At 64.3% G+C, this 26,101-nt stretch carries 26 protein-coding genes; 14 read left to right on the top strand and 12 right to left on the bottom strand.

The window, feature by feature from the left end:
• Window positions 1–48: 48 nt before the first annotated feature.
• The 3 genes from NCS58_RS06110 to NCS58_RS06100 all read right to left on the bottom strand — a co-directional run bounded on the left by NCS58_RS06110 (window position 49) and on the right by NCS58_RS06100 (window position 2,526).
• Entirely contained in the window at window positions 49–969 is a 921-nt protein-coding gene (locus NCS58_RS06110; RefSeq protein ID WP_250538128.1) for an alpha/beta fold hydrolase, read from the bottom strand.
• A 208-nt stretch (window positions 970–1,177) separates the two neighbouring features.
• Window positions 1,178–1,819 (bottom strand): CoA transferase subunit B, encoded by a 642-nt coding sequence (locus tag NCS58_RS06105; RefSeq protein ID WP_061120081.1) that lies wholly within the window; start codon window positions 1,817–1,819, stop codon window positions 1,178–1,180.
• 2 nt (window positions 1,820–1,821) lie between these two features.
• Entirely contained in the window at window positions 1,822–2,526 is a 705-nt protein-coding gene (locus NCS58_RS06100) for a CoA transferase subunit A (protein ID WP_250538127.1), read from the bottom strand.
• Between the two features lie 220 nt (window positions 2,527–2,746).
• Here NCS58_RS06100 and NCS58_RS06095 point away from each other — a divergent pair, with 220 nt between their 5' ends.
• The gene (locus tag NCS58_RS06095; RefSeq protein WP_061120148.1) at window positions 2,747–3,292 is read left to right on the top strand and encodes a LuxR C-terminal-related transcriptional regulator; all 546 of its coding nucleotides are present in this window, start codon (window positions 2,747–2,749) and stop codon (window positions 3,290–3,292) included.
• A 24-nt stretch (window positions 3,293–3,316) separates the two neighbouring features.
• On the opposite strand, the gene NCS58_RS06090 is transcribed toward NCS58_RS06095, so the two are convergent.
• Complete coding sequence (locus tag NCS58_RS06090; protein WP_061120083.1) at window positions 3,317–3,754, bottom strand: thioesterase family protein; 438 nt, start codon at window positions 3,752–3,754, stop codon at window positions 3,317–3,319.
• Window positions 3,755–3,795: 41 nt separating this feature from the next.
• A complete protein-coding gene (locus NCS58_RS06085) occupies window positions 3,796–4,569 on the bottom strand; it encodes an SDR family oxidoreductase (protein ID WP_061120084.1) in 774 nt (257 codons plus the stop codon).
• Window positions 4,570–4,773: 204 nt separating this feature from the next.
• Between NCS58_RS06085 and NCS58_RS06080 the strand changes: the two genes are divergently transcribed.
• Window positions 4,774–6,447 (top strand): electron transfer flavoprotein-ubiquinone oxidoreductase, encoded by a 1,674-nt coding sequence (locus NCS58_RS06080; RefSeq protein WP_061120085.1) that lies wholly within the window; start codon window positions 4,774–4,776, stop codon window positions 6,445–6,447.
• A 69-nt stretch (window positions 6,448–6,516) separates the two neighbouring features.
• On the opposite strand, the gene aroC is transcribed toward NCS58_RS06080, so the two are convergent.
• From aroC to NCS58_RS06065, 3 genes are all read right to left on the bottom strand, one after another.
• A complete protein-coding gene (aroC, locus tag NCS58_RS06075; RefSeq protein WP_061120086.1) occupies window positions 6,517–7,623 on the bottom strand; it encodes a chorismate synthase in 1,107 nt (368 codons plus the stop codon).
• 58 nt (window positions 7,624–7,681) lie between these two features.
• Window positions 7,682–9,619: an MFS transporter gene (locus tag NCS58_RS06070; RefSeq protein ID WP_250538126.1), complete on the bottom strand. Its 1,938-nt coding sequence runs from the start codon at window positions 9,617–9,619 to the stop codon at window positions 7,682–7,684.
• A gap of 210 nt (window positions 9,620–9,829) precedes the next feature.
• Window positions 9,830–10,282 (bottom strand): CBS domain-containing protein, encoded by a 453-nt coding sequence (locus NCS58_RS06065; RefSeq protein WP_061120088.1) that lies wholly within the window; start codon window positions 10,280–10,282, stop codon window positions 9,830–9,832.
• A 240-nt stretch (window positions 10,283–10,522) separates the two neighbouring features.
• On the opposite strand from NCS58_RS06065, the gene NCS58_RS06060 reads away from it, so the two are divergent.
• From NCS58_RS06060 to NCS58_RS06050, 3 genes are all read left to right on the top strand, one after another.
• Window positions 10,523–11,860 (top strand): O-acetylhomoserine aminocarboxypropyltransferase, encoded by a 1,338-nt coding sequence (locus tag NCS58_RS06060; protein WP_250538180.1) that lies wholly within the window; start codon window positions 10,523–10,525, stop codon window positions 11,858–11,860.
• Window positions 11,857–12,699: an alpha/beta fold hydrolase gene (locus NCS58_RS06055; RefSeq protein ID WP_061120089.1), complete on the top strand. Its 843-nt coding sequence runs from the start codon at window positions 11,857–11,859 to the stop codon at window positions 12,697–12,699. Before NCS58_RS06060 ends, NCS58_RS06055 begins: the two co-directional genes overlap by 4 nt.
• A gap of 143 nt (window positions 12,700–12,842) precedes the next feature.
• A complete protein-coding gene (locus NCS58_RS06050; RefSeq protein WP_061120090.1) occupies window positions 12,843–13,163 on the top strand; it encodes an Mpo1-like protein in 321 nt (106 codons plus the stop codon).
• Window positions 13,164–13,191: 28 nt separating this feature from the next.
• Here NCS58_RS06050 and NCS58_RS06045 read toward each other — a convergent pair whose 3' ends face one another.
• Window positions 13,192–14,499, bottom strand: coding sequence for a YihY family inner membrane protein (locus tag NCS58_RS06045; protein ID WP_061120150.1), 1,308 nt, complete (start codon window positions 14,497–14,499; stop codon window positions 13,192–13,194).
• Window positions 14,500–14,595: 96 nt separating this feature from the next.
• Between NCS58_RS06045 and wrbA the strand changes: the two genes are divergently transcribed.
• The 5 genes from wrbA (at window position 14,596) to NCS58_RS06020 (ending at window position 18,802) form a co-directional block, all read left to right on the top strand.
• Window positions 14,596–15,216, top strand: coding sequence for an NAD(P)H:quinone oxidoreductase (gene wrbA, locus NCS58_RS06040; RefSeq protein WP_061120091.1), 621 nt, complete (start codon window positions 14,596–14,598; stop codon window positions 15,214–15,216).
• Window positions 15,213–15,623: a DUF2069 domain-containing protein gene (locus tag NCS58_RS06035; RefSeq protein ID WP_061120092.1), complete on the top strand. Its 411-nt coding sequence runs from the start codon at window positions 15,213–15,215 to the stop codon at window positions 15,621–15,623. Before wrbA ends, NCS58_RS06035 begins: the two co-directional genes overlap by 4 nt.
• A 159-nt stretch (window positions 15,624–15,782) precedes the next feature.
• Window positions 15,783–17,237 (top strand): FAD-binding oxidoreductase, encoded by a 1,455-nt coding sequence (locus NCS58_RS06030; RefSeq protein ID WP_250538125.1) that lies wholly within the window; start codon window positions 15,783–15,785, stop codon window positions 17,235–17,237.
• Window positions 17,234–18,037 carry a metallophosphoesterase gene (locus tag NCS58_RS06025; protein WP_250538124.1) on the top strand — a complete coding sequence of 268 codons (804 nt, stop codon included), beginning with the start codon at window positions 17,234–17,236 and terminating at the stop codon, window positions 18,035–18,037. Before NCS58_RS06030 ends, NCS58_RS06025 begins: the two co-directional genes overlap by 4 nt.
• Window positions 18,038–18,091: 54 nt before the next feature.
• Window positions 18,092–18,802: an SOS response-associated peptidase gene (locus NCS58_RS06020; protein ID WP_250538123.1), complete on the top strand. Its 711-nt coding sequence runs from the start codon at window positions 18,092–18,094 to the stop codon at window positions 18,800–18,802.
• A gap of 17 nt (window positions 18,803–18,819) precedes the next feature.
• On the opposite strand, the gene NCS58_RS06015 is transcribed toward NCS58_RS06020, so the two are convergent.
• Together NCS58_RS06015 and NCS58_RS06010 are read right to left on the bottom strand one after the other, a co-directional pair.
• Window positions 18,820–19,008 (bottom strand): hypothetical protein, encoded by a 189-nt coding sequence (locus tag NCS58_RS06015; RefSeq protein WP_250538122.1) that lies wholly within the window; start codon window positions 19,006–19,008, stop codon window positions 18,820–18,822.
• A 117-nt stretch (window positions 19,009–19,125) separates the two neighbouring features.
• Window positions 19,126–20,064 carry a LysR family transcriptional regulator gene (locus NCS58_RS06010; RefSeq protein ID WP_061120097.1) on the bottom strand — a complete coding sequence of 313 codons (939 nt, stop codon included), beginning with the start codon at window positions 20,062–20,064 and terminating at the stop codon, window positions 19,126–19,128.
• 168 nt (window positions 20,065–20,232) lie between these two features.
• Between NCS58_RS06010 and NCS58_RS06005 the strand changes: the two genes are divergently transcribed.
• From NCS58_RS06005 to NCS58_RS05990, 4 genes are read left to right on the top strand one after another with little or no spacing between them, the layout of a single operon-like run.
• On the top strand, window positions 20,233–21,744 hold the full coding sequence (locus tag NCS58_RS06005) for an efflux transporter outer membrane subunit (protein WP_250538121.1): 1,512 nt from the start codon (window positions 20,233–20,235) through the stop codon (window positions 21,742–21,744).
• A 2-nt stretch (window positions 21,745–21,746) separates the two neighbouring features.
• Window positions 21,747–23,912: an FUSC family protein gene (locus NCS58_RS06000; protein WP_250538120.1), complete on the top strand. Its 2,166-nt coding sequence runs from the start codon at window positions 21,747–21,749 to the stop codon at window positions 23,910–23,912.
• Entirely contained in the window at window positions 23,899–24,102 is a 204-nt protein-coding gene (locus tag NCS58_RS05995) for a DUF1656 domain-containing protein (protein WP_250538119.1), read from the top strand. Before NCS58_RS06000 ends, NCS58_RS05995 begins: the two co-directional genes overlap by 14 nt.
• 40 nt (window positions 24,103–24,142) lie before the next feature.
• Window positions 24,143–25,006: an HlyD family secretion protein gene (locus NCS58_RS05990; protein ID WP_250538118.1), complete on the top strand. Its 864-nt coding sequence runs from the start codon at window positions 24,143–24,145 to the stop codon at window positions 25,004–25,006.
• A 116-nt stretch (window positions 25,007–25,122) separates the two neighbouring features.
• Here the strand turns inward: NCS58_RS05990 and NCS58_RS05985 are convergent, their stop codons facing one another.
• Window positions 25,123–25,938 (bottom strand): ABC transporter substrate-binding protein, encoded by an 816-nt coding sequence (locus tag NCS58_RS05985; RefSeq protein ID WP_096031959.1) that lies wholly within the window; start codon window positions 25,936–25,938, stop codon window positions 25,123–25,125.
• Window positions 25,939–26,101 lie beyond the last annotated feature (163 nt).

Here is a 26,101-nt window from a genome sequence, read left to right as displayed (position 1 = left end):
CGATGAAGGGTGAAAAACGGGCACAAGCGACGTGCGCCCAGCCCGATATTATGCCCCGCTGTCGCTATTTTCGAGAAAGAACCCCCTGGCGACAGCGATTTGATCTTCGGCAAGAAATGCCGGCGCATGTCCCGCGCCGGGAATCTCGACGCTCGTCACGGCCTGACCTTTTTCGACCATTTGCCCGACCGTCTCGCGCGACAGCAGATCCGACGTCTCGCCGCGCACGACCAGCACCGGCGTCCTGATCGACGCAAGAGAGCGCCACAGGAACGCCTCGCCGGCCGCATTCTGCTCGTCCGTTGCCGACGTGAACGGCGTCGCGATGCCCGGGTCGTAGCGGAAGCCCCACGCGCCGTCGCGCTCGTGCAGCAGCGGCGTATTGATGCTCGTCCACTCCGCATCGGTCAGCGGCCCGAACGACGCCGCGAGCGCCGCCGCATGCCGCACGCCTTCATCGAGCGATGCGAAGCGCGCTGGCTTGCCGAGATAGTCGCCGATGCGCTGTAGCGCGATCGGCTCGATATGGGGCCCGACATCGTTGAGCAGCATCTTCCGGATCGGCGTATTCGGCAACCCGCCGAGCGCCATGCCGATGAGCCCGCCCATCGACGTGCCGAACCAGTCCACCGTCTCGACGTTCAGACGTGCGATCAGCGTGACCATGTCGGCGACGTATTGCGGCACCCCGTAATAACGCGGGTCGGCAAGCCAGTCGGAGAGCCCTCGTCCCACCACATCCGGGCACACCACGCGATAGTCGCGTGCGAACGCCTGCGCGAGCTTGTCGAAGTCACGGCCCGAACGCGTCAATCCGTGCACGCAAAGCAGCACGCGCGGACTCGCCGGATCGCCCCACTCCGTGTAAGCAATGCGATGCAGACCCGCCGGGCTCGCGCATTGCACGAAGCGCTGTCGCGGATCGCTCAAATCGGAATGCACGGGTTCGACGACGATGGGTGCGGTCATAGAGAGTTCCTCGTGGCAAGTGTCGAAACGATTGTAAAGCGCATCCCGTGGGTTCGAGCGGACGTTGGCCGGATGGACAACCCGCCTGCGCGCAGCAAATACCGACGATCGGGCAAAAAAAAGGGGCGAAGCTGCAAAAGCTTCGCCCGGCTGCAATCGGCTCCGAGCCGCGCTCACGCCGCGCAAGCGGCGTTCTGTCAGATCGCCATCACTTCACGCTCGTCACATCGAGCGGCGCGCCCGTCTTCTGCTGGATTTCCTCGGCGGTCACGCCGTCGGCCAGCTCGACCACCTTCAGCCCGGTGTCGGTGACGTCGATCACGCCGAGATCCGTGATGATGCGATCCACGACGCCCACGCCCGTCAGCGGCAACGAGCACTCTTCGAGGATCTTGTGCTGATCGCCCTTCGCGACATGCTCCATCAGCACGACGACGCGCTTCACGCCAGCGACGAGGTCCATCGCGCCGCCCATGCCCTTGATCATCTTGCCGGGGATCATCCAGTTGGCCAGATCGCCCTTCTTGCTGATCTGCATCGCGCCGAGGATCGCCAGGTTGATGTGGCCGCCGCGGATCATCGCGAACGAATCCGCCGACGAAAAGATCGACGAGCCGGGCAGCGTCGTCACCGTCTGCTTGCCGGCGTTGATGAGATCGGCGTCGACTTCGTCTTCATACGGCGACGGGCCGATGCCCAGCAAGCCGTTTTCCGACTGCAGCCACACTTCCATGCCTTCCGGCACGTGATTGGCGACGAGCGTCGGCAAGCCGATGCCGAGGTTCACGTAGAAGCCGTCCTGCAGTTCCTTCGCCGCGCGCGCGGCCATCTGGTCTCGAGTCCAAGCCATGATTACTCTCCTTTCGCGCGGACGATGCGTTGTTCGATGCGCTTTTCCGGATGCGCATTCAGGACGAGGCGTTGCACAAAGATGCCGGGCGTATGAATCATGTCCGGATCGAGTTCGCCCGTCTCGACGATCTCTTCCACTTCGGCCACGGTGATCTTGCCGGCCATCGCGCAGTTCGGGTTGAAGTTGCGTGCCGTGCGGCGATAAACCAGGTTGCCGGACTTGTCCGCCTTCCAGGCTTTCACGAGCGCGACATCGGCCGTCAGCGAATGTTCGAGCACGTAGTGGTTCTCGCCGAACTGGCGCGTTTCCTTGCCTTCCGCGATCACCGTGCCGAAGCCCGTGTTCGTGAAAAACGCCGGGATGCCCGCGCCGCCCGCGCGCAGTTTCTCGGCGAGCGTGCCTTGCGGCGTGAATTCGAGTTCGAGTTCGCCAGCGAGATATTGCCGCTCGAACTCCTTGTTTTCGCCGACGTACGACGAAATCATCTTCTTGATCTGGCGTGTCTCGAGAAGCAGACCCAGCCCGAAACCGTCGACGCCCGCATTATTGCTGATGCAGGTGATGCCCTTCACGCCCGTGTCGCGCAGCGCTTCGATCAGCGCCTCGGGAATGCCGCACAGCCCGAAACCGCCGACGGCGAACGTCTGCCCGTCCTTGACGATGTCCTCGAGCGCGGCTTTCGCGCTGGGATAGACCTTGTTCATCTGAATGTCCCTTCCATGTTGAACCAACTGAAAATCGGTTTTTTGACGCCGCGTTCGCGCTGTCAGGAGCGCGTCGCACGGCCTTTTCGCATGGCGAAAGAGTACTTTGGCGCGGTGATCCGGCACAATACGCAAAAATACATAAGTCTTTGCCCGCGCGCGTTTGGTTCCCGGCGCCTTTTTCGCCGCGAAACGCAAGCGCCCGCGCGCCCGATTTCACATGCGTGCACTGGATTATCAAACCGCGTTTCACCTCGCGCCCGTCGGGCTCGTGCTTTCGCGCGAGCGCATCATCGAGGACTGCAACGAGCAGCTCTGCGCGATATTCGGTTTCGCGCGTGAGGCGCTCATCGGCAAGTCGTTCGAGGTGTTATATCCGTCGCCGGACGAGTTCGCGCGCATCGGTGAGCGCATCGCGGCGCATATCAGCAAGGAAGGCACTTACAGCGACGACCGGATCATGAAGCGGAGAAACGGTGAACTCTTCTGGTGCCACGTGACCGGGCGCGCCCTCGATCGGGCCGCGCCGCATGCGGCGGGCGTCTGGACGTTCGAAGACTTGAGCGCGACGCGGCGGGTCGCGATCGAACTGACGCCGCGCGAGCGGGAGATTGCCGCGCAGCTCGTGACCGGCAAGACGAGCAAGCAGATCGGCCGCGTGCTCGATATCAGCCCGCGCACGGTCGATATCTACCGCGCGCGGCTCATGAGGAAGTACGACACGGGCAATGCCACCGAACTTCTACAGCGGCTGCTCGGCACCTGAGGCATTCAGACCGACCCCGCGCGATCACGACGCCACCGGTATGGCCTTCTCGATGGTCTGCCGCATGAAATCCGGAATCGGCAGCGACTTGCCCGCGGCATAGTCGATCCACACGATCCTCGCCGCGCCACGCGCGTAGAGCACGCCGGGCGCATCGGCGCGATAGAGCTCGAAGCGCGTGTCGAAGCTGCTGCGTCCGGGCTTGCCGACGGACATCCGGCCGATCACGTCGCCGGGATAATGGAGCTGCTTCAGAAACTCCATCGACGCATTCACGATCACCGGCCCTTGCCCCTCGCCATTGCCGCCCGCGATGCCGAGTCGTTCGAACCACGAGATGCGCACCTGTTCCATGTAGCGGAAAAAGACCGTGTTGTTGACGTGGCCGAACGCGTCCATGTCGCCCCAGCGGATCGGCATGGACACATCGATGACGGTGTGAAATTGGCTGTCGGTGCTCATGGACTGCTCTACAGTTGCAAGTGTAAAAAAGAGAAAACCGCTCAGAGCGAAAAGCCATCGTCCGCCGAGATCACCGAGCCGTTCATGAACTGCGATTCGTCGGCTGCGAGCAGCAGCAGCAGACCGTCGAGATCGTCAGGCGAACCCAGGCGGCGGCGCGGCAGCATCGAAATGAGCTTCTGTCCCTGCTCGGTCTTCCAGTGATGATGATTGATTTCGGTGTCGATGTAACCCGGGCAGATCGCGTTGACGTTGATGCCGTGGCGGCCCCATTCGAGCGCCATCGCCTTGGTCATCTGCACGACGGCGGCCTTGCTCATCGCATAGAGGCCAATCTGCGGGAACACGCGCAAGCCGGCCACGGACGCCACGTTGATGATGCGATACGCCGGCTTGGCCGCGCCGTTGCCGCGCATGATCATGCGCTTCGCGACTTCCTGCGCGACGAAAAACGCGCCCCGCACGTTCGTGCCGAAGACGAACTCGAAGTCAGCGGGCGTGACCTCCGTGAGCTTCTGCGTGGTCGACACACCCGAGTTATTGACGAGGATGTCGATGGTACCCGCTTCGGTCTCCGCATGTGCAACCGCCGACTTGACGCTCTGGTAATCCGTCACATCGAGCGAGACGACGTGCGCCGCGCCGCCCGACGCCTCGATTTCGGCGCGCAGTTCCTTCAGGCGCTCGGTGCGACGGCTCGCGAGCACCACCTTGGCGCCTGCCTGCGACAGCACTTGTGCGAAACGCTTGCCCAAACCACTGGACGCGCCGGTGATCAGCGCGACCTTGCCTTCCAGGTTGATCGAACGGCCCATTGTGCTTCCTTTTTATGGTTGGCTCAGCCCTGACGGGCGCACAGACGCGCCGATGCGGGCTATAAGCATCAACACCGATAGCGCGGGTGTCGTGGATAATAGTACGATCGTGCTAAATTGGCGAGCTTTTGGTTGCAGCCCGCTTCGCCTTCCCTGAAAATACGCGATCCCGAAAGGGCATTCTAACGGTACATAGGAGCATTGATGACCCCGGCGAGCCTCATCGAGCAGTACGGTCCCCGCGAATCGATGGAATACGACGTCGTCATCGTTGGCGGGGGACCAGCCGGTTTGTCGGCGGCCATCCGGTTGAAGCAACTGGCGGAGGAGAAAGGCGTCGAAATCGGCGTGTGCGTGCTGGAGAAAGGCTCCGAGATCGGCGCGCACATTCTGTCCGGCGCGGTGATGGACCCGCGCGGCCTCTCCGAACTCATTCCCGACTGGAAGGAAAAAGGCGCTCCGCTCGACGTCGAGGTGACCGAGGACCGGTTCCTTTTCCTGACGCAGAGCGACGCGAAGCAGGTGCCGAACTGGCTGCTTCCCGACAACTTCAAGAATCACGGCAACTACGTCATCAGCCTCGCGAACGTGACGCGGTGGCTCGGCCAGCAGGCCGAGGCGCTCGGGGTGGAGATCTTTCCGGGCTTTCCGGCCGCCGAAGTGCTCTATGCCGAGGACGGTTCGGTGCGCGGGGTCGTCACGGGCAACATGGGCGTCGGCAAGGATGGCGAGCCGACCGAGAATTTCCAGCTCGGCATGGAACTGCACGCGAAATACACGCTTTTCTGCGAAGGCGCGCGCGGGCATCTCGGCCGTCAACTGGTCGACAAGTTCAAGCTCAACCAGAATTCCGATCCGCAGGTGTATGGCATCGGCATCAAGGAGCTGTGGGAAATCGATCCGGTCAAGCACAAGCCGGGACTCGTGATCCACACAGCCGGTTGGCCGCTCGAACCCGACACCTACGGCGGCTCGTTCCTCTACCACATGGACAACAATCAGGTGGTGGTGGGCTTTGTCGTCGGGCTGGGGTATTCGAATCCGTATCTGTCGCCGTTCGAGGAATTCCAGCGCTACAAGACGCATCCGTCGATCCGACCGTTCCTCGAAGGCGGCAAGCGCATTTCTTACGGCGCGCGGGCGATCACCGCGGGCGGCCTCATGTCGCTGCCAAAGCTCGCGTTCCCGGGCGGCGCGCTCGCGGGCGACGACGCGGGCTTTCTCAACGCATCGCGCATCAAGGGCAGTCACGCGGCGATCAAGTCCGGCAAGATGGCTGCCGAAGCCGCGTTCGAAGCCGTGCAGGCGGGCCGCCAGAACGACGAACTCACTGCTTACCCCGAAGCGTTCGACAGTTCGTGGCTCAAGACCGAGCTGTATCGCGCGCGCAACTTCAAGCAGTGGATGAGCAAGGGCCTCTACCTCGGCACCTTCATGGTCGGCCTCGAGCAAAAGGTGATGGGCGGCAACGTGCCGTGGACGCTGCATCATCAGCATTGGGATCACGAGATGCTGAAGCCGGCGTCGCAGTGCAAGCCGATCGTCTATCCGAAGCCCGATGGCAAGCTCACGTTCGACCGTCTCTCGTCGGTGTTCATCTCGAACACGAATCACGAAGAGAATCAGCCAGCGCATCTGACGCTGAAGGATCCGAGCGTGCCGGTCAACGTGAACCTGCGCACCTATGCCGGTCCGGAAGGCCGCTACTGCCCGGCGGCGGTGTACGAGTTCGTCAAGTCCGACGACGGCAACGAGCGCCTGCAGATCAACGCGCAAAACTGCGTGCACTGCAAGACGTGCGACATCAAGGACCCGACGCAGAACATCGTGTGGGTTACGCCGGAAGGCGGCGGCGGGCCGAACTATCCGAACATGTGATTTCTGCTTCGCCGAAAGAAAACGGGCGCCGGTCGTTGAGACCGGCGCCCGTTTTTTTAATGCTTCGACTTATTCCGTCGGTGCTTGCGCCGCTATCTTGGGCGTGTCGACCACGACATCGCCGCATTGCGCCCGATGACGCAGCGCGTGATCCATCAGCACGAGCGCGAGCAGCGCTTCGGCGATCGGCGTAGCGCGAATGCCGACGCACGGATCGTGACGCCCGAAGGTCTCGACGGTCGCGCTCGCGCCTTGCTTGTCGATCGACTGACGCGGCGTGCGAATGCTCGAGGTCGGTTTGATCGCGATCGACACCCTGATGTCCTGTCCGCTCGAAATGCCGCCGAGAATACCGCCCGCGTTGTTGGCCGCGAAGCCTTCGGGCGTCATCTCGTCGCCGTGCTGCGAACCGCGTTGCGCGACGCTTGCGAAGCCCGCGCCGATCTCGACGGCCTTCACTGCATTGAGGCCCATCATCGCGTGAGCGATGTCGGCATCGAGCCGGTCGTACAGCGGCTCGCCGAGTCCGACGGGCACCCCCGTCGCAACGACCTCGATGCGCGCGCCCACGGAATCGCCATCACGGCGCAGTCCGTCCATGTACGCTTCGAGTTGCGGCACGATTTCGGCATTCGGCGAGAAGAACGGGTTCTCGGGCACGTGCTGCCAGTCGACGAACGGAATCTCGATTTCACCCAGCGCGCTCATGCAGCCGCGCGTCTCGAGACCGAACTTCTCGCGCAGCCACTTCTTCGCGACCGCGCCCGCGGCGACGGTCGGCGCAGTGAGACGCGCCGACGAACGGCCGCCGCCGCGATAGTCGCGCACGCCGTACTTCTGCCAATAGGTGTAGTCCGCATGACCCGGCCGGAACGTCTGAGCGATGTTGCCATAGTCCTTGCTGCGCTGATCGGTATTGCGGATCAGGAGCGCGATGGGCGTGCCGGTCGTCACGCCTTCGAACACGCCGGAGAGAATTTCGACCTGGTCCGCTTCCTGACGCTGCGTGACATGACGCGACGTGCCGGGGCGGCGGCGATCGAGTTCGATCTGGATATCGGCTTCGGTGAGCGCCATGCCGGGCGGGCAGCCGTCGATCACGCAGCCGATCGCCGGACCATGCGACTCGCCGAAGTTCGTGACGGTGAAAAGCGTGCCAAGGGTATTGCCGGACATGAGCGTCGACCTGAAAGAAGTGTCGGGGGAAACCGATATTATGCCAGCGCCGCCGCGCTCAGCGCCTTGCGCCGCGCAGCGCGCTCACCACGTCCTGCAGATGTTGCGGCGTCACGTCCTCGGGCGCGATCGGCTCGCCGACCGCGAGCGTCAGCCGCGTCATCGCGCCGCGCTGAATCGGACGCGGCCATTGCGCATCCTCGTGGCGCGAGAACACGCTGCCCCAGAGCCCGCGCAGCGCCATCGGCACGACGGGCGCGGGATGACGCCGCAGAATCTCCGAGACGCCATGCCGGAACGGATTGATCTCGCCGGTGCGCGTCAGCTTGCCTTCAGGAAAGATGCAGACGAGATCGCCCGCTTTGAGCGCCTGCCCGCATGCTGCGTAGGCGCGTTCGAGCATGTCGGCGTTTTCATGCGCGGGCGCGACCGGGATCGCCTTCACATGCCGGAACATCCAGCCGACGAACGGCGTCCGGAAAATGCGGTAATCCATCACGAAGCGGATCGGCCGCGGGCTTTCGGCCATGATGACGACCGCGTCGACGAAACTCACGTGATTGCACACGAGCACGGCCGCGCCATGCGAGGGGATACGCTCGGCGCCGACGAGACGAATGCGGTAGAACGTGTGCACCAGAATCCACGCGATAAAGCGCAGCAGAAACTCGGGCACGAGCGAATAGATATAGACGGCGACGACGACATTGAGGAGCGCGGTGGCCAGAAAGAGCCCCGGAATGCCGACGCCGAACGACGTGAGCGCAAGCGCCATCAGCGCGGAGACGATCATGAAAAACGAGTTGAGGATATTGTTCGCCGCGATGATGCGCGCCCGGTGAGTGGGCTGACTGCGCGCCTGAATCAGCGCATAGAGCGGCACGCTGTAAAAACCGCCGAACATCGCGAGCAGGAACAGGTCCGCGAGAATGCGCCAGTGGGGCAGCGCGAGCAGGAATTCGCCGACGTCGAGCAAGTGCCCCGCGGGCGCGATGCGGTGGCTCGCGAAGAAAAGATCGATCGCGAACACGCTGATGCCGATCGAGCCCAGCGGCACGAGCCCGATCTCGACGCGGCGCTTCGACAGCCGCTCGCACAACAGCGATCCCGTACCGATGCCGATGGAAAACGTCGCGAGAAGAATGGTCACGACATCGGGATCGGCAGACAGCACATCCTTCGCGAAATTGAAGAAAGACGTGAGGAAGGTCGCCCCGACGAACCAGAGCCACGAAATCCCGAGCAGGCTGAGAAACACGGTGCGATCGGCCCGCGCGAGCTTGAGATTGCGCCACGTCTCGGAAAACGGATTCCAGTTGATGCGCAGCTCCGGCTGCGACGCGTCCGACTTCGGTACGAACGCCGAGGCCACGCGCCCGATGATCGCGAACGCGACGCACGCGACGGCGAGGAGCATCGCGCCGTGCTCCATCGCGCCCGCCGCCGCCCCGCCGATGATCGTGCCGATCAGGATCGCGACGAACGTGCCCATTTCGACGAGCCCGTTGCCGCCGACGAGTTCATGCGAATCGAGATGCTGCGGCAGATATGCATACTTCACCGGCCCGAAGACGGTCGAGTGGACGCCCATCAGAAAGGTGCATGCGTAAAGAAGCGGCGCGCTGTGCATCAGGAAGCCCGCGCCGCCGATCAGCATCACGACGATCTCGAAGGTCTTCACGAGGCGCGCGAGCACGGCTTTGTCATACTTGTCGGCGATCTGCCCGGAGGTTGCGGAGAACAGCACGAACGGTACGATGAAGATCGCGGAAATCAGGAACGCGGCCGTCTTCGGATCGACGCCGGAAAAACGCGCGGCCTGGAAGGTGACGAGCGATGTGAAGCCGACCTTGAAGATGTTGTCGTTCATCGCGCCGAGGAACTGCGTCCAGAAGAACGGCGCGAAACGGCGCTCGCGCAGGAGGCGGAACTGGCTTTCGCCTTCGTGCGAACGTCGGGAAGTGCGCGACGAGGCGCGCATCGGTTTGTCACTCATGTCTTGTGTACAGGTTGAGTTCGGCGTTGATCCGTGCATACGGCGATCGAATCCGAATGAAACGAGAACCAGGCCGAAGGCTCGCCTTGCTGCCGGCCAGACGAAAAAAAGCGCGCCATGAGGGCGCGCTGCGAACACTGCATTCTGCGCGAAGCATCGGCTCGTACATCATGCCGCGAAGCGCGACGCCTCGCGGCACGACATCGACGCTCAGCGGGCTTCTTCCTGCTGCTCGGGCCAGTCGCGAATATAAGCCTTCAACATGCGATTTTCGAAGCCCTGCTCTTCCACGACGGCCTTGGCCACGTCGTAGAACGAGATGACGCCCATCAACTGACGATTCTCCATGACAGGCAGATAGCGCACGTGATGCTCCAGCATCATGCGGCGCACTTCGTTTACATCCGTTTCCGGCGTGCACGTGAGCGGATGGTCGTCCATGATCTTGCGGATGGTCGTGGCGCCGACCGAGCCGCTGTTGTTGTGCAAGGTCAGGATGATCTCGCGGAAGGTCAGCATGCCGACCAGGTCGCCGTACTCCATCACGACGAGCGAGCCGATATCGTGCGCAGCCATCGTGTCGATCGCGTCGGAGAGCGGCGTATCGGGTGTCACCGTAAAGAGCGTGTTGCCCTTTACTTTCAGAATGTCGCTGACTCGCATGACTGTCTCCTCGCGAAATGCCTGTTCGGATGCTCAAACGGTGATGAAACCATAGGTCGATGCTATCGGAAAGGCTCGCAAAAAGAAAGCGAACAAGGCCCGCATCAGCCGAACGGACAAGGCTTTGCGCGTTTTTTGACAAGCGTTCGCCCTAGGTTTGGGCACGCGCTTCCGATGTTACGATGATTGACCCTCATTTTTGCCGCATGCCGGCGCCGCCTCGCGCGCCGGCCGCCTATGATGCCAGCCAATCGTTTCGACACGCTCGCGCTGCATGCGGGCGCCGCGCCCGACCCCGCCACCGGCGCGCGCGCGACGCCGATTTATCTGACCACCTCGTTCACCTTCCGTGACAGCGATCACGCCGCGGCGCTCTTCAACATGGAGCGTTCGGGGCATGTGTATTCGCGCATCTCGAATCCGACCGTCGCGGTGTTCGAGGAACGCGTCGCGGCGCTCGAAGGCGGCGTCGGCGCCATCGGCACGGCGAGCGGCCAGGCCGCGCTGCATCTCGCCATCGCGACGCTGATGGGCGCGGGTTCGCATATCGTCGCATCGAGCGCGCTATACGGCGGCTCGCACAACCTGCTGCATTACACGCTGCGGCGCTTTGGCATTGAGACGACTTTCGTCCCGCCGCACGATCTCGACGCGTGGCGCGCCGCCGCGCGGCCGAACACGCGGCTTTTCTTCGGCGAAACGCTCGGCAATCCGGGCCTCGACGTGCTCGATATCGCGGGCGTCGCGGAAATCGCGCACGAGCACGCAGCGCCGCTGCTCGTCGATTCCACCTTCACCACGCCTTATCTGTTGCGCCCGTTCGAGCATGGCGCGGACCTCGTCTATCACTCCGCCACCAAATTTCTGGGCGGCCACGGGACGACGATCGGGGGCGTGCTCGTCGACGGCGGCACCTTCGATTTCACCGCGAGCGGGCGCTTTCCGGAGTTCAGCGAGCCTTACGACGGCTTTCACGGCATGGTGTTCGCCGAAGAGAGCACGGTCGCGCCGTTCCTGCTGCGCGCCCGGCGCGAGGGCCTGCGTGATTTCGGCGCGTGCCTGCATCCGCAAGCGGCCTGGCAACTGCTGCAAGGCATCGAGACGTTGCCGCTGCGCATGGATCGGCATGTCGCGAATACGCGCAAGGTGATCGAGTTCCTGCTGAGCTCGCCGGCAGTTGAAGGCGTGGCCTATCCGGAACTGCCGACGCACCGCGATCGCGCGCTCGCCGCGCGTCTGCTGCCACGCGGCGCGGGAGCGGTGTTCAGCTTCGATTTGAAGGGCGGCGTGCCGGCGGCGCGCAAGTTCATCGAAACGCTCACGCTGTTTTCGCATCTCGCGAACGTCGGCGATGCGCGCTCGCTCGTGATCCATCCCGCCTCGACCACGCACTTCCGCATGGACGCCGCCGCGCTCGAAGCCGCGGGCATCGGGCCGGGGCGCATCCGTCTTTCGATCGGACTCGAGGACCCGGACGATCTCATCGACGATCTCAAGCGCGGGCTGAAGGCCGCCCAGAAAGCCGCTGAAAGCGGTCAGGACGCCGGCGCGGCCGCGCCGCTCGGGAGCCGCGCATGATCCTCGACGTCCACGGCCGCGCCGCCTACGCCTACACCGGCGGCAAATCGCTCGACGCCGCCCGGCCCGCCATCGTATTCATCCACGGCGCCGAGCACGACCACAGCGTATGGGCGCTGCAGACGCGCTATTTCGCGCATCACGGCTTCGGCGTGCTGGCGCTCGACCTTCCGAGTCACGGACGAAGCGACGGGCCGGCGCTGCCGACCATTGGCGAGCTTGCCGACTGGGTGATCGCCGTACTCGACGCGGCGAATGTGCAAAAAGCGATGTTCGTCGGCCACAGCATGGGTTCGCTGATCGCGCTCGACGTCGCGGGCCGCTATCCCGCGCGCGCGACAGGCCTAGCCCTGCTCGCGACCGCCGCGCCGATGGCCGTCTCCGACACGCTGCTCGACGCCGCGCGCGAGCACGAGCCCGAGGCGATCGCGATGGTCAATCAGTGGTCGCATTCCACGATCGCCGCGAAGCCGTCCAGTCCCGCGCCCGGTTTCTGGTTGCAAGGCGTGAACCAGCGGCTCATGGAGCGCGTAAGCCTGCGCGGCGAAGCGCTCTTGTTTCATACCGATTTCAGCGCCTGCAACACTTACGCGGATGCCCTCGAACGCGCGGCCGCCGTGCGCTGCCCGGTGTGCGTCGTGAGCGGCAAGCGCGACATGATGACGCCGCCGCGCGCCGCCCGACCGCTCGTCGATGCGCTCAGGAAGGCCGGTGCCACGGTGCAATCGGTGGAACTCGACGCCGGGCACGCGCTGATGTCCGAGCAGCCCGACGCGACGCTCGACACATTGTTCGCGTTCGCACTCGCCTGCCTCAAAACGGACACGAAGGCCGGCTGAACCGCGCGTGCGGCGGACCGCGCATGCTCGCTGCGGCCGCTTGCATGGCGCGCGCCGCAGTCGCAGAATGATTCTTGCCGGCCAATCGTCAGACAGGCGCACACCGCCTGCGCGACACCGGCTGCATCATCAGGGAGGCCGCCATGGCGCACACCGCACACGGTGAACATTTCGCGAATTTCGCCGAGTTCTATCCCTATTACCTCGACGAACACCGGAACCTGGTCTCGCGCAGGCTGCATTTCATCGGCTCACTCGGCGTGATCGGCTGCGTCGCGATGGCGGTCGCGACCGGCGACTGGCTCTGGCTGCCCGCGGCCGTCGTCTGCGGCTACGGCTTCGCGTGGATAGGCCATTTCTTTTTCGAGAAGAACCGCCCCGCGACGTTTCGCCATCCGGTCTACAGCCTGATGGGCGACTGGGTGATGTTCAAGGACATCTGCGTCGGCAAGATCTCGCTTTGATCCGCGCGCGACAAACGCCGGCATTCGCTCATGCGGGCTGCTCCGGCATCGACGAGCGCGGTGCCTCGCGCAGGCGCGGATTCGTGAGCGCGGACACTCGCGCGGCGATTAGCGAGCCGAGCGTGATCTCCAGCTTTTCGTTCTCCAGCGCGTTCATGAGCGCGGCGCAATCGACCTGCGCCGCGTCCAGCTTCAGTTGATATTCCAGTTCGGCGCGGTCGATCACGAACTGCTCGAAGAGCATCGTCACCGTGATCTGACTCGGATTGGCGATGAGGATGTAGCGCGGCATGCGCGAATCCTCCAGCCGGCCGATCCAGCCGAGCGCGTCGAGCCGTGCGATCAGGCGCGTCGACGTATCCAGATCGCAGCGCGCCATGCTGGAAAGCTGCAATGCGGTGTGGCCTGGTTTGCCTTCGTCGCGCGCCTCGACGAGCCGCGCGAGGATTTCGAGTGCGTCGAGCAGATCGCTGCCCGGAAAATCACGCCGATGATACTGGCCCGTGCGAATGGCGGGCAGCGCGGACGTGACCATCGCGCCGATGAGCGCGAACATCCAGCACAGATAGACCCACAGCAGGAACACCGGCAGCGCGGCGAATGCGCCATAGACAGCGGTATAGGTCGGAATGCGCCGCACGTAATAGCCGAAGCCGCGCTTGCCGAGTTCGAAAGCGACCGCCGCGATCAATCCGCCGACGATCGCATCGCGCCACTCCACCTTGCAGTTCGGCATGTAGACGTAAATGATCGTGAAGGCGAGCGCCGTGACCGGCAGCGAGAGGCCCGTCAGCGCCCATTCGACGATCGGCGGCATCAGGTTGTGCGAGCCCGCGAACGCGACCGAATGCGCAAACACGTAGGACGAGATGGACAGGCTGCAGCCGAAGAGAATCGGCCCGAGCGTGATGATCGACCAATAGACGAGCACGCGTTGCGCGATCGGACGCGCCTTCTTCACGCGCCAGATCACGTTGAACGCGGACTCGACCGTCATCATCGTCATGACGGAGGTCACGAACAGGATGATCATGCCGACGGTCGTGAGCCCCTTGGCCTTCGACGCGAACTGGTTCAGATACTTGAAGATCTGATCGTTGATCTGCGGCGGCATCAGATGCACCGCAAGGAAATCCTGCAGCGACGCCTGGAACGAACCGAAGATCGGGAACGCAGTGAAGAGCGCGAAGGCGACGGTGGCGAGCGGTACGAGCGACAGCACGCTCGTGAACGTGAGGCTGCCCGCCACTTGCGCGACGCGATCTTCGCCGATGCGTCGCGCGACGAAGCTGGCGAGCCGCTTGACCGCCGCGAGATCGATGGAAACGTGCTGCAAACGCATTCTCCCGTCATGGCGAAGCGCCTGCGCAAAGCCGCGTCTCGCCACGAAAATCACCCAATACCTATAATAGCCGTTCACTAAAAAAGCCTTATGAACGACATCCTCGTGCTCTATTACAGCCGCCACGGCGCGACCCGCGAGCTTGCCCTCGCGATTGCCCAAGGCGTCGACAGCGTGCCCGGCATGCAAGCCCGTGTGCGCACGGTTGCGCCGGTCTCCGCCGTCTGCGAAGCCACCCACCCCGACATTCCCGCCGACGGCCCGCCGTACGCCGAGCTGCGCGATCTCGAAGAATGCGCGGGCCTCGCGCTCGGCTCGCCGACGCGCTTCGGCAACATGGCCGCGCCGCTCAAATACTTCCTCGACGGCACGACGCCGCAGTGGCTTTCCGGCGCGCTGGCGGGCAAGCCCGCGAGCGTCTTCACGTCGACCGGGAGTCTGCACGGCGGTCAGGAAAGCACGCTGCTCTCGATGATGCTGCCGCTCTTGCACCACGGCATGTTGATCGTCGGCATCCCGTACACCGAGTCGCGGCTGACCACGACGCAAAGCGGCGGCACGCCCTACGGCGCGTCGCATCACGCGCGCGCGGGCAGCGACGAAAACCAGCTCCACGGCATTTCCGCCGACGAGAAGGCGCTGGCCATCGCGCTCGGCGCCCGGCTTGCGCGCACCGCGCTCAATCTTGTGCGCGGCGCTCGCTCGGCATGAACTTGCCGCTGAACGCACCCGCCGCCGCGAATCCGCGATCGAACGCCGCGTTCGCACTGGCCGCGCTCGCGAGCCTCGTGGCGCTCATTGCGCTCGCGCTCGCCTGGGAACTCTGGCTCGCACCGCTGCGGCCCGGCGCGTGGGCGCTCGCGTTGAAGGGGCTGCCGCTGGCGTGCGCGCTGCCGGGCGTCGCGCGCAAGAACGTCTACACGCTGCAATGGGCGTCGATGCTCGTACTTCTTTATCTGGCCGAAGGCGTCGTGCGTGGCATGACCGACGCGGGTCTGTCCGCTTCGCTCGCCTGGCTCGAAGCGCTCCTCGCCCTTGCCTTCTTCGTTTGCGCGCTCGCTTACGTCGCGCCTTTCAAACGCGCGGCCCGGTTGAACGCACGTTCGAAAAAAAGCTGATCCAGCCGCTTTTCTGAAGTCTGCATCGCCAGGACGTGATGCTTTTTAGCACGAAACGCGTGCCGACGCGCGTGCCTATGCCATTCGGACGAGGGTGGCGCGCCGCATCACTGCGCGATACTGTGCACTACGCTCCATCGGATTCCTTGCTCATCTGACATGACCGCAACTGAAGCTTTCATCGCCGCCTGCGCCGACGTTCTCGGCACGCCGCACGTCCTCACCGACGCCCACGATACCGAGCCCTACCTCGTCGACTGGCGCAAGCGCTATCGCGGCAGTGCATGCGCCGTGCTGCTGCCCGCCGACACGATGCAGGTCGCGGCAGTCGTGCGGCTCGCACGCGAGCATCGCATCGCGATCGTGCCGCAGGGCGGCAACACCGGTCTCGTCGGCGGTGCAACGCCCGATGCGAGCGGCGCGCAAGCGGTCCTGAGCCTGAAGCGGCTTAATCGCATTCGCAACGTCGATCCGCACAACAACACGATGACCGTCGAAGCGGGCGTCGTGCTCGCCGAAATTCAGGCGCACGCCCAAAGCGCGCAACGGCTCTTCCCCTTGAGTCTCGCCGCCGAAGGCAGTTGCACGATCGGCGGCAATCTCTCCACGAACGCGGGCGGCACCGGCGTGCTGCGCTACGGCAACACGCGCGAGCTGTGCCTCGGACTCGAAGTCGTGACGCCTCAAGGCGAAATCTGGGACGGCCTGCGCGGACTGCGCAAGGACAACACCGGCTACGATCTGCGCGATCTCTACATCGGCGCGGAAGGCACGCTCGGCATCATCACGGCGGCGGTCATGAAGCTGCATCCGGCGCCGGTCGCCAGGGTCACGGCGCTGGCCGGACTTGCGACGCCGCACGCCGCGCTCGATTTCCTCTCGCTGGCGCTACACCACGCGGGCGCGCTGCTGACCGGCTTCGAGCTCATGTCCGACTTCTCGATGCGCCTCGTCGGCAAGCATTTCCCGCAACTGCGCTATCCGTTCGACGAGCCGCACGGGCAGACCGTCCTGCTCGAACTCTCCGACAGCGAAAGCGATGCGCACGCGCGCGCCCTTTTCGAGCGGCTGATGGAAGAAGCGCTCGAAAAGGGCATCGTGGAGAACGCCGTCGTCGCGGAGAGTCTCGCGCAGTCGCAGGCCTTCTGGAGCTTGCGCGAGCATATTCCGCTCGCGCAGGCGGAAGAAGGCCTGAACATCAAGCATGACATTGCCGTGCCCATTTCGAGCATCGGCCGCTTCATCGACGAAACCGATGCGATCATCGCGGACACGGTGCCCGGCGTGCGCATGGTGACGTTCGGCCATCTCGGGGACGGCAATCTGCACTACAACGTGCAGGCGCCCGAAGGCGTCGATGCGAAACAGTTCCTCGACGAGTTCCAGACGCCGATCAACGCGCTCGTGTACGACCAGGTGCACAGGCATCGCGGCAGCATCAGCGCCGAGCACGGTCTCGGGCAGTTGAAAGTCGATGAAGCGATGCACTACAAGTCGCCGGTCGAAGTGCGCCTCATGCAGACGATCAAGGCCGCGCTCGATCCGGACAACCTGATGAATCCCGGCAAGGTCGTGCGCTCGCGCGCGTCGTCCGCGAAGGAGAACATCGCATGAAGATTCGCGTGCTATCCGATCTGCATCTCGAATGCGACGAGCCGCTGGCGATCCCCTACGCCGAGGCCGATCTCGTCGTGCTGGCGGGCGATATCCACAATCACGCCGAAGGCTTGCGCTGGGCCGCGGAAAATTTCGGTTCCGATGTGCCCGTCATCTACGTGCCCGGTAATCACGAGTACTACGACGCCGAGTTCGGCGCGATGGAAGCAGCGATGCAGGACGCCGCGCGCAGCGTCGACAACGTGCACTATCTGAACAATGCGTCGCTGGTGGATCGCCGTGGGGCATGGCGTGTGCTCGGCACGACGCTCTGGACGGACTTCGCGCTGTTCGGATCCAGTGACGCGGAGATCGAAAACGCCAAAGAGGCGTGCACGAAGGTCATGCTCGATTACAAAGGCCTGATCCAGCTCGCATGGCCCGAGCCCGACGGCGAGCCCCGCGAGTTCACACCCGACGATTCCCTCGCCCTGCACGAACAGGCTCGCGCCTGGCTCGAAGGCGAACTCGCGAAGCCGTTCGCGGGCCAGACGATCGTCGTCACGCACCACGCGCCGATGCGCGAAAGCCTCGCGCGGCGCTACGCGGAAGATCTCGTATCGGCGGGCTTCGTCAATCATCTGCCATCGCTCGCGCGTGCGCCCGCATCGCTGTGGATTCACGGTCATACGCATACATCGTTCGATTACGTCGTCGAGGGCACGCGCGTCGTGTGCAATCCGCGCGGCTATTTCGACCGCCGCCGCCAGCAGTGGGAGAATCCCGAGTTCGCGTGGGACAAGGTCGTCGAGATCTAGCGCAGCAACGCGTCAGAAGCACGGAAACCGTGTTGGACTTTGCGGAGGAACGCCATGTGCGGCCGAATCAGCCAGTACCGACTGCCGATGCATTACGCGCAACGCCTGCATCTGAAAAATCCGTTCGTCCTCGTGGACGCCGCCGACAGGCGTCCGGGCTATAACCTCGCACCGGGCACGCATCCGCTCGCCATCTATCCCGACGAAACCATCCGCGCGGTTCATTGGGGCTACTGCCCGCCGTGGGCCATACAGAAGAAGCTGCCGCAGACCATCAACGCGCGCGTCGAAACCGCCGCGACGAGCGCGTATTACAAGCATTTATGGAGGAAGGCGCGCATTCTCGTGCCGGCCGATGGCTGGTTCGAATGGCGCATCGAGCCGCGTCCGACAGATCCGGCGACGAAGCCCTTCAAGCAACCGTATTTCATTCAGCGCGCCGACGGCGAGCCGATGTACCTCGCGGCGCTCACCAGCATCACGCGCGACGAGGACGCCGCGGCCCCCGGCGCGGGCTTCGTCATCGTGACGGCGGCGGCGGACGAAGGCCTGATCGATGTGCACGACCGCCGTCCGCTCGTGTTTTCGCCCGCCGTCGCGCGACGCTGGCTCGATCCCGGCGCATCACTCGAGGATCTCGCGGCGCTCGTCAAGGCGGACGGCGTGTCGGCGTCGCACTTCGTGTGGCATCGCGTTTCGAGCGACGTCAATCGCGCGATTAACGACGAGCCGCGACTCATCGAGCCGCTCGAAACGCAGCTCTGACCACCGTCCCGCGAAGATCAGCGATCGTGAGGGTCGCGCATGCGCCGCGCAAGCGCCTCCCGATCGTCGTCGATGCGCACCGGAACGAGGCGCCGCTTCGCGTTGCGCTCCGACTGGGCGCGCGTGGCGTTGAAGAGATCGCGCGACGCCGGAACGGCGATCAACACCAGAAGCGCGGCGAGTGCGAGCAGAAGTGGCGTACTCATGTGATTTATCCCGGTAGAAATGCGGTGGAACCAGTGCAGAAAGTATCAAGCTGCGGGCACATCGTGCGTAAGCAAGTGTTGCGCTCCGGACTTTTTGGTAACTGACCGCGCACCGCTTCAGGCGACGACGAATTCCTTCAACGACTCGGTGTCCGCGGCGAGCGTGTCGGGCAGCGCCTCGCGCAGGAACTCCACCCACGTGCGGATCTTCGCGTCGAGATACTGGCGCGACGGATAAAGCGCGTATACGTTCAGCTCCTGCATCGTGTATTGCGGCAACACGCGCACGAGCGTGCCCGCGCGCAGGCCGGGAAGCGCGGACGAAGTCGGCAGCACGCCGATGCCCATGCTCTCGCGGATCGCCACGACCATCGCCTCCGCGACGTTCACCGTGAACGTCGACGGGCCGAGACTCACCGTTTCCTGCCCGTTCGGGCCGTCGAACACCCAGCGATCCGGCGGAAACACCGGCGTCATCAGATGCAGGCAGGTATGGCGCACGAGATCGGAGAGCACGTGCGGGGCGCCGTGCTGCTCGATATAAGCCGGCGAAGCGCACGCGATGCTGAACACCGAGCCGAGCCGCGCCGACACGAGTCCGGAGTCCGGCAGATCGGACGCGAGCACGACGGACACGTCGTAGCCTTCGTCGAGCAAATCCGGCACGCGCTGCGCGAGCGTCAGATCGACCTGCACGGAAGGATGGCGCTGCTGATAGCGCGAGATCATCGGCACGATGTAGTGCTGGCCGAAGCTCGTCATCGAATGAACCTTGAGCTTGCCCGAGGGACGCGCGTGGGCGTCGCCGGCCTCGGCTTCCGCCTGATCGACATAGGCCAGGATCTGCTCGCAGCGTTGCAGATAGCGCTCTCCGGCTTCGGTGAGCGCGATGCGCCGCGTCGTGCGATTCAGCAAGCGCGCGCGCAGGTGCGCTTCGAGGTCCGATACGGCCCGCGAAGCGTAGGCCGTCGTCGTATTGAGATGCTGCGCGGCCGCGGTGAAGCTGCCCGCTTCGACGACCCGCACAAATACGCGCATGTTCTGGAGCGTGTCCATGGCGCTTTTCCGTCTTCAAGAACTGTTCGTGGGTCGAATTGTTGCACGTCAGGCAACAACGATTATGACATCCATCGTAAAAATGCTTTGCATCCTTACGGGTTATTCGACAATCCACGCAAAAATATAATCACTTCCTTGAATCTAATTCCAATTCGGGAGTGAATCGTGGGAGGGCGAGTCTTCAGAAGCGCTGGGTGCGCCGCCGTTCTTACAGCCATATTAACAATTGCCGGGTGCGCGAGCACGGGCAGGATCGCGCCGCAAGACTCGCTCACGGACGCATCCACGCTCGACGCCGGCAGCGCCATTCGCGCCGCCAATGCCGACGCCCGGTGGCCCGACGATCAATGGTGGCGCGCCTATCGCGACCCGCAGCTCGACGCCTGGATTTCACGCGCGACCCACGGCAGTCCCACACTCGCGATGGCCGCTGCACGCGTGCGCGAAGCGCAGCAACAGGCGGGCGTCGCGCGCTCCGAGCTCTTGCCGCAAGTGGACGGCGCGATGAGCGTCTCCCGCAAGAACTGGCCCAATAACGATTTCTACGGCCCCGGCCCGTTCGCCGACACGACGACTTGGGACAACACCGCCGGCCTCTCGCTGTCCTACAACCTCGACCTCTGGCATCGCGACGACAACAACGCCGAACGCGCGCTCGACGTCGCCCATGTGCGTGCCGCCGATGCGCGCGCCGCGCAGCTCGAGCTCGAAACGAACGTGGTGCGCGCGTACATCGGCTTCTCGCAGTCGTTCGCGCTGCTCGATATCGCGGAGGACACGCTCGCGCAGCAGGAGCGCATCGCCGATCTCGCGCGTCGGCGTCTGAAGGGCGGCCTCGGCACGCAGCTCGAAGTGAGCCAGGCCGAAGCGCCCCTGCCCGAGTACGAGCGTCAGGTCGATGTCTACAAGGAAGAAATCCAGCTCGCGCGCAATCAACTGGCCGCGCTCGCAGGCGAGGGTCCGGGCGCGGGTGAAGCGCTCACGCGTCCGGCGTTGTCGCTTGCGACGCCGCTGCCCCTGCCCTCCGCGCTGCCGGCGGAGCTCGTCGGGCATCGGCCCGATATCGTCGCGGCGCGCTGGATGGTCGCGGCGCAGGCGCGCGGCATCGACGTGGCGAAGGCCGGTTTCTACCCGAACATCAATCTCGCCGCGTCGCTGACACAGGCATTCGCGGGCGGTGCGCTGCTCAGCTTCCTGACGCGCGATGCGTCGGGCTACAGCTTCGGCCCGGCGATCTCGCTGCCGATCTTCGAAGGCGGACGCCTGCGCGCGCAGCTCGGTGCGGCATCGGCGCAGTACGATCAGGCCGTCGATCACTACAACGCGACGCTCGTCGCGGCGCTGAAGGACATTGCCGATCAGGTCGTGCGCGTGCATTCGCTCGACACGCAGCTCGAAGCGTCCGGCCGCTCCGTCGCCGCCGCGCGCAAGAACTACGATCTCGCGAACGAAGGCTACAAGCGCGGGCTCACCGATTACCTGAACGTGCTCGTTGCACAGTCGCAGTTGCTCAAGGCGCAGGACGGCCAGGCGCGCGTGCGCGCGCAACGGCTCGCCTCTTACGCGACGCTCACGTCGGCGCTCGGCGGCGGCATCGACGATCCGTCGAACGGGCCCGAACAGACCGCGCTCGCGCCGTCGAAGCACATCGGGCCGTTCAGCAAGGCGCGGAACTGAGCATGTCGACGCCCGCTACTTTCACCGAACGACCGTCGCTCAAGCTGGCTGTGCTCGACTGGGCGCGCACCGACGGCCTCGCGTGGGTCTACATCTTCAAGGCCGTGCTCGCCGCGCTTTTGGCGCTGTGGATCGCGATGCGCCTCGACATGCAGCAGCCGCGCACCGCGATGACCACCGTGTTCGTCGTGATGCAGCCGCAAAGCGGCATGGTGCTCGCCAAGAGCTTCTATCGCTTCTGCGGGACGATGGTCGGTCTCGTCGTGATGATGATTCTGATCAGCCTGTTCTCGCAGCAGCCGGTGCTGTTTCTTTCGGCGACGGCGCTCTGGGTCGGCATCTGCACGGCGGGCGCGGCGCGCAACCGCAACTTTCGCTCGTACGGCTTCGTGCTCGCGGGCTACACGGCCGCGCTGATCGGCATTCCGGCGGCGCAGCATCCGGAGGCCGCATATTTGTCGGCGCTCACGCGCGTCGGTGAAGTGACGCTCGGCATCGTGTGTTCCGGCGCGGTGAGCGCGCTCATCTTTCCGCAGCATGCGGGCGAGCAGGTCCGCACGACGGTGCGCCGGCGCTTCACGCAGTTCGTCGATTACGTGTGCCGCGCGCTGGCGGGCAAGATGGAACGCGCGCAGATCGAGCGGACGAATCTCGCGTTCGTGTCGGATATCGTCGGCTTCGAGGCCGCGCGCAGTGTGGCCGTGTTCGAAACCCCCGAATCGCGCATGCGCGGCGGGCGGCTCGCACGTCTGAACAGCGAGTTCATGAGCGCATCGACGCGCTTTCATGCGCTGCATCAGTTGATGAACCGGCTGCGCGAGAACGCGTCGGCGACGACCATCGCCGCGCTCGAGCCGTTCTTTCGCGAAGTGCCGCCGCTCTTCTCACTGTCGGGCGAGCCGGTGCGCAACGCCGCCGACGCCGCCCACGCCGCCGCGCAGTTACGCGAATACAAGGCCGCCCTGCCGAAGCGCGTGCGTGCGGCGCGTGCCGCGCTCGAAACGAATCCGGAGTTCGCGCAACTGGAGTTCGATACCGCGGCGGAACTGCTCTACCGCTTCGTCGACGACATGCTCGCGTATGCCGACACGTACGCGTCGCTGACATCGCCCTCGCACGAACGCGAGCGCTGGATCGCGCGCTACGTGCCGAAGACCAACCTGCTCGCGGCGGCCATCTCGGGCTTGCGCGGCGCGGTCGTGATGTTCGTCCTCTCCGCGTTCTGGATCGAAACCGCATGGCCGAGCGGCGGCACGATGGTGCTCAACGCCGCGGCCGTGTGCGCGCTCGCCTCGTCCTCGCCGCGCCCGACGCTCATGTCGGCGCAAATGGCCATCGGCACGATGCTCGCGGCCGTCGCCGGCATGATCGTCGTGTTCGGCGTGTTTCCGCATATCGACGGCTTCGCGATGATGTGCGCCGCGCTCGCGCCCGCCCTGCTGCTCGGCGCGTATCTGAGCACGCGGCGCACGCTCGCGGGCGTGGGCATCGGCTATTGCATCTTCTTCTGCTTTCTCGCGGGGCCGGACAACCTGGTCCACTACGATCCGACCGGCTTCATGAACGATGCGATCGCGCTCGTGCTGTCGATGATCGTCGCCGCGATCGCCTTCGCCGTGCTCCTGCCGACCGATGCGCCGTGGCTGCGTCATCTGCTGCTCGGCGATTTGCGGCGCGAAGTCGTGAACGCGCGCCGCGGACGTCTCGCGACCCTCACGACGCACTTTGAGAGCCGCACGCGCGATCTGCTCTCCCAGATCAACGCGCTCGCCAACGGCCGTCCGGAGTTGCAACGCGATGCGCTGCAATGGCTCTTCGCGGTGCTCGAATTCGGCAATGCGGTGATCGACCTGCGGCGGGGAACCGGGGACTTACCGATCGGGCGCGGCTCGGTCGATGCGACGCTCGATGCGGTCGCGCGGCTCTTCGATCGACCGCAGGCGAAGCGCTTCGACGCCGCGCTCGCCGCCACGGAACGCGCGATCTCCGATATCCAGGCGCTGCTCGTCCTGGCCGAGCGGCCGCGCGAGGAAAGACATCGGTTAGAGCGCATCGCGAGTCATCTGCATTTCATCCGCACCGCGCTGCTCGATCACGAATCACCGTTCGCCCGGTTTGCGCCTGCCGGGAAACACACGCATGAAGGAGCGCTCCATGTTTGCGCGTAACGTCGCGATTCTCGAAGCCTATGTGCCGACGATCCTGCTGCTCTTCATCGCAGGCGCGATGATCACGTGGGTCGTCGACCGCGTGCTCGCGCTGACCGGACTCTATCGCGTGGTCTGGCATCCGGCGCTTTTTCGCGCAAGCCTGCTCGTGTGCATCTGCGGCACGCTCGGACTCGTCGCTTACGCGTAAGCGGCATCACTTTTCATACAAGCTGAAAAAGAGTTGCATCATGATTCTTCGGAAAATCATCGGCGTCGTTTTGACGATCGCCATTTTCGCCGTCGCGCTCATCATCGGGCGCGTGCTCTGGGTGCATTACATGGATGAGCCGTGGACGCGCGATGGCCGCGTGCGCGCGGATGTCGTCGATGTCGCGCCGGATGTGTCGGGCGCGGTCGTGCAGTTGCCGGTTCGCGACAACCAGCTCGTGAAGAAAGGCGATCTCCTGATGGAGATCGATCCGTCGCACTATCAGATCGCGGTCGAGCAGGCGCAGGCGAACGTTGCGGCGCGCGCGGCCGAATTGCGCATGCGCCGTGCGGATGCCGCGCGCCGCGCCGATATGGACAGTCAGGTCGTGTCGAAGGAAGCGCGTGAGAACGCGATGCAGACCGCATCGACCGCACAAGCGCAGTTGCAACAGGCGCAGGCCGCGCTCGATGCCGCGAAGCTCAATCTCGAACGCACGAAGGTGTTCTCGCCGGTCGATGGTTACGTGACGAACCTGAACGTGTTTCGCGGCGATTACGCGACGGCGGGCGCAGCCAAGCTTGCGATCGTCGACAGCCATTCGTTCTGGGTGTACGGCTATTTCGAGGAAACGAAGCTGCCGCGTGTGCGCATCGGCGACAAGGCGTCGATTCGCCTGATGAGCGGCGGCGAGTTGAAGGGACATGTGGAGAGCATTTCGCGCGGCATCTATGACCGCGACAATCCGCAAAGCCGCGAACTCCTCGCGGACGTGAACCCGACGTTCAACTGGGTGCGACTCGCGCAGCGCGTGCCGGTGCGCTTGCATATCGATGACGTGCCGCAGGGGGTGCTGCTGAGCGCGGGGACGACGTGTACGGTGGTGATTGCGCCGTCGAGTTGAGCGATTTTCCGTGCCATTCGCGATATGGTTTATGCGCTTTTGAGCCAGCCAGACGAACAAAAAGCCCGCTCCGGAATTCCCTGAGCGGGCTTCTTGCATACAGCGTCGACGCCGCCTTACTTGAGCACGACCTTCACATCGAAATACTTCTGCGCGAAGCGCTCGATCGTCCCGTCGTCCTTCAATTCCTTCAACGCGCGATTGAGCGCTTCCTTGAGCGCCTTATCGTTCTTGCGCACACCGAAACCCACGCCGGAACCCAGCAGCTTGTCATCCGACACGGCAGGTCCCGCGAACGCGAAGCCCGCGCCCTGCGGCTGCTTCAGAAATCCCTTCGACGCAGCTTCGGCATCCTGGAACGCCGCATCCAGACGACCCGACGCCAGATCCGCATAGATCTGGTCCTGCGCCTGATACGACGCGACATCGATGCCCGCCGGCGCCCACTTCGCCTTCGCGTACGTCTCCTGGATCGAACCTTGCAGCACGCCCACGCGCTTGCCCTTCAGACCATCGACGGTCGGCTGGATCGCGCTGCCCTTCTTCGCGATGAGCTGATTGGGGATCGTGTAGATCGGATCCGTGAAGTCGATGGCGACCTTGCGCTTGTCGGTGATCGTCATGTCCGAATTGATGCCGTCGAACTTGCGCGCCTGCAATGCGGGAATGAGGCCGTCGAACGAGTTCTCGACCCACACGCACTTCATCTTCAACCTGGCGCACACCGCGTTGCCGATGTCGATATCGAAGCCCGTCAGCTCGCCGCTCGGCGACTTCGATTCGAACGGCGCGTAAGACGCTTCGACGCCGAAACGCAGTTCCTTCATGTTATCGGCTGCTTGCGCGTTCAACGCGGCGATGCCCGTGACGATAGTGGCGCCCAGCACGGCGAACGCGGCGAACTTGCGACCGACCAGATGCGATTTTTTCAACTTCCATCTCCTTCCATTGCGGTTCGATACGGGTGTCATGATGCGGCTTCGCACATCCGATGAAGCATTGCGGCACAAAATTCCCCACTCGCATCCGACACCGGGGCGCGATTGTAGCGTGCACGAATCCCGGGGGCTTCGGACGAATCCCGGTAAGCGATCC

Origin of the sequence: Caballeronia sp. INML3B (assembly GCF_023631305.1) — a bacterium.
Taxonomy (GTDB): domain Bacteria; phylum Pseudomonadota; class Gammaproteobacteria; order Burkholderiales; family Burkholderiaceae; genus Caballeronia; species Caballeronia turbans.
Note: the sequence above shows the minus strand (reverse complement) of the source record. Positions and strands in the feature narration are given on the sequence as shown.

Coding starts and splice junctions, on each gene's coding strand:
- NCS58_RS06100 (WP_250538127.1), bottom strand. CDS start 2,526: ATGAACAAGGTCTATCCCAGCGCGAAAGCCGCGCTCGAGGACATCGTC.
- NCS58_RS06105 (WP_061120081.1), bottom strand. CDS start 1,819: ATGGCTTGGACTCGAGACCAGATGGCCGCGCGCGCGGCGAAGGAACTG.
- aroC (WP_061120086.1), bottom strand. CDS start 7,623: ATGTCCGGCAATACCCTTGGCACGCTTTTCACCGTCACGAACTTCGGC.
- NCS58_RS06020 (WP_250538123.1), top strand. CDS start 18,092: ATGTGCGGCCGAATCAGCCAGTACCGACTGCCGATGCATTACGCGCAA.
- NCS58_RS06015 (WP_250538122.1), bottom strand. CDS start 19,008: ATGAGTACGCCACTTCTGCTCGCACTCGCCGCGCTTCTGGTGTTGATC.
- NCS58_RS06060 (WP_250538180.1), top strand. CDS start 10,523: ATGCCAGCCAATCGTTTCGACACGCTCGCGCTGCATGCGGGCGCCGCG.
- NCS58_RS06035 (WP_061120092.1), top strand. CDS start 15,213: ATGAACTTGCCGCTGAACGCACCCGCCGCCGCGAATCCGCGATCGAAC.
- NCS58_RS06055 (WP_061120089.1), top strand. CDS start 11,857: ATGATCCTCGACGTCCACGGCCGCGCCGCCTACGCCTACACCGGCGGC.
- NCS58_RS06050 (WP_061120090.1), top strand. CDS start 12,843: ATGGCGCACACCGCACACGGTGAACATTTCGCGAATTTCGCCGAGTTC.
- NCS58_RS06110 (WP_250538128.1), bottom strand. CDS start 969: ATGACCGCACCCATCGTCGTCGAACCCGTGCATTCCGATTTGAGCGAT.
- NCS58_RS06000 (WP_250538120.1), top strand. CDS start 21,747: ATGTCGACGCCCGCTACTTTCACCGAACGACCGTCGCTCAAGCTGGCT.
- NCS58_RS06090 (WP_061120083.1), bottom strand. CDS start 3,754: ATGAGCACCGACAGCCAATTTCACACCGTCATCGATGTGTCCATGCCG.
- NCS58_RS06065 (WP_061120088.1), bottom strand. CDS start 10,282: ATGCGAGTCAGCGACATTCTGAAAGTAAAGGGCAACACGCTCTTTACG.
- NCS58_RS05990 (WP_250538118.1), top strand. CDS start 24,143: ATGATTCTTCGGAAAATCATCGGCGTCGTTTTGACGATCGCCATTTTC.
- NCS58_RS06085 (WP_061120084.1), bottom strand. CDS start 4,569: ATGGGCCGTTCGATCAACCTGGAAGGCAAGGTCGCGCTGATCACCGGC.
- NCS58_RS06070 (WP_250538126.1), bottom strand. CDS start 9,619: ATGAGTGACAAACCGATGCGCGCCTCGTCGCGCACTTCCCGACGTTCG.
- NCS58_RS06025 (WP_250538124.1), top strand. CDS start 17,234: ATGAAGATTCGCGTGCTATCCGATCTGCATCTCGAATGCGACGAGCCG.
- NCS58_RS06080 (WP_061120085.1), top strand. CDS start 4,774: ATGACCCCGGCGAGCCTCATCGAGCAGTACGGTCCCCGCGAATCGATG.
- NCS58_RS06030 (WP_250538125.1), top strand. CDS start 15,783: ATGACCGCAACTGAAGCTTTCATCGCCGCCTGCGCCGACGTTCTCGGC.
- wrbA (WP_061120091.1), top strand. CDS start 14,596: ATGAACGACATCCTCGTGCTCTATTACAGCCGCCACGGCGCGACCCGC.
- NCS58_RS06010 (WP_061120097.1), bottom strand. CDS start 20,064: ATGGACACGCTCCAGAACATGCGCGTATTTGTGCGGGTCGTCGAAGCG.
- NCS58_RS05995 (WP_250538119.1), top strand. CDS start 23,899: ATGTTTGCGCGTAACGTCGCGATTCTCGAAGCCTATGTGCCGACGATC.
- NCS58_RS06095 (WP_061120148.1), top strand. CDS start 2,747: ATGCGTGCACTGGATTATCAAACCGCGTTTCACCTCGCGCCCGTCGGG.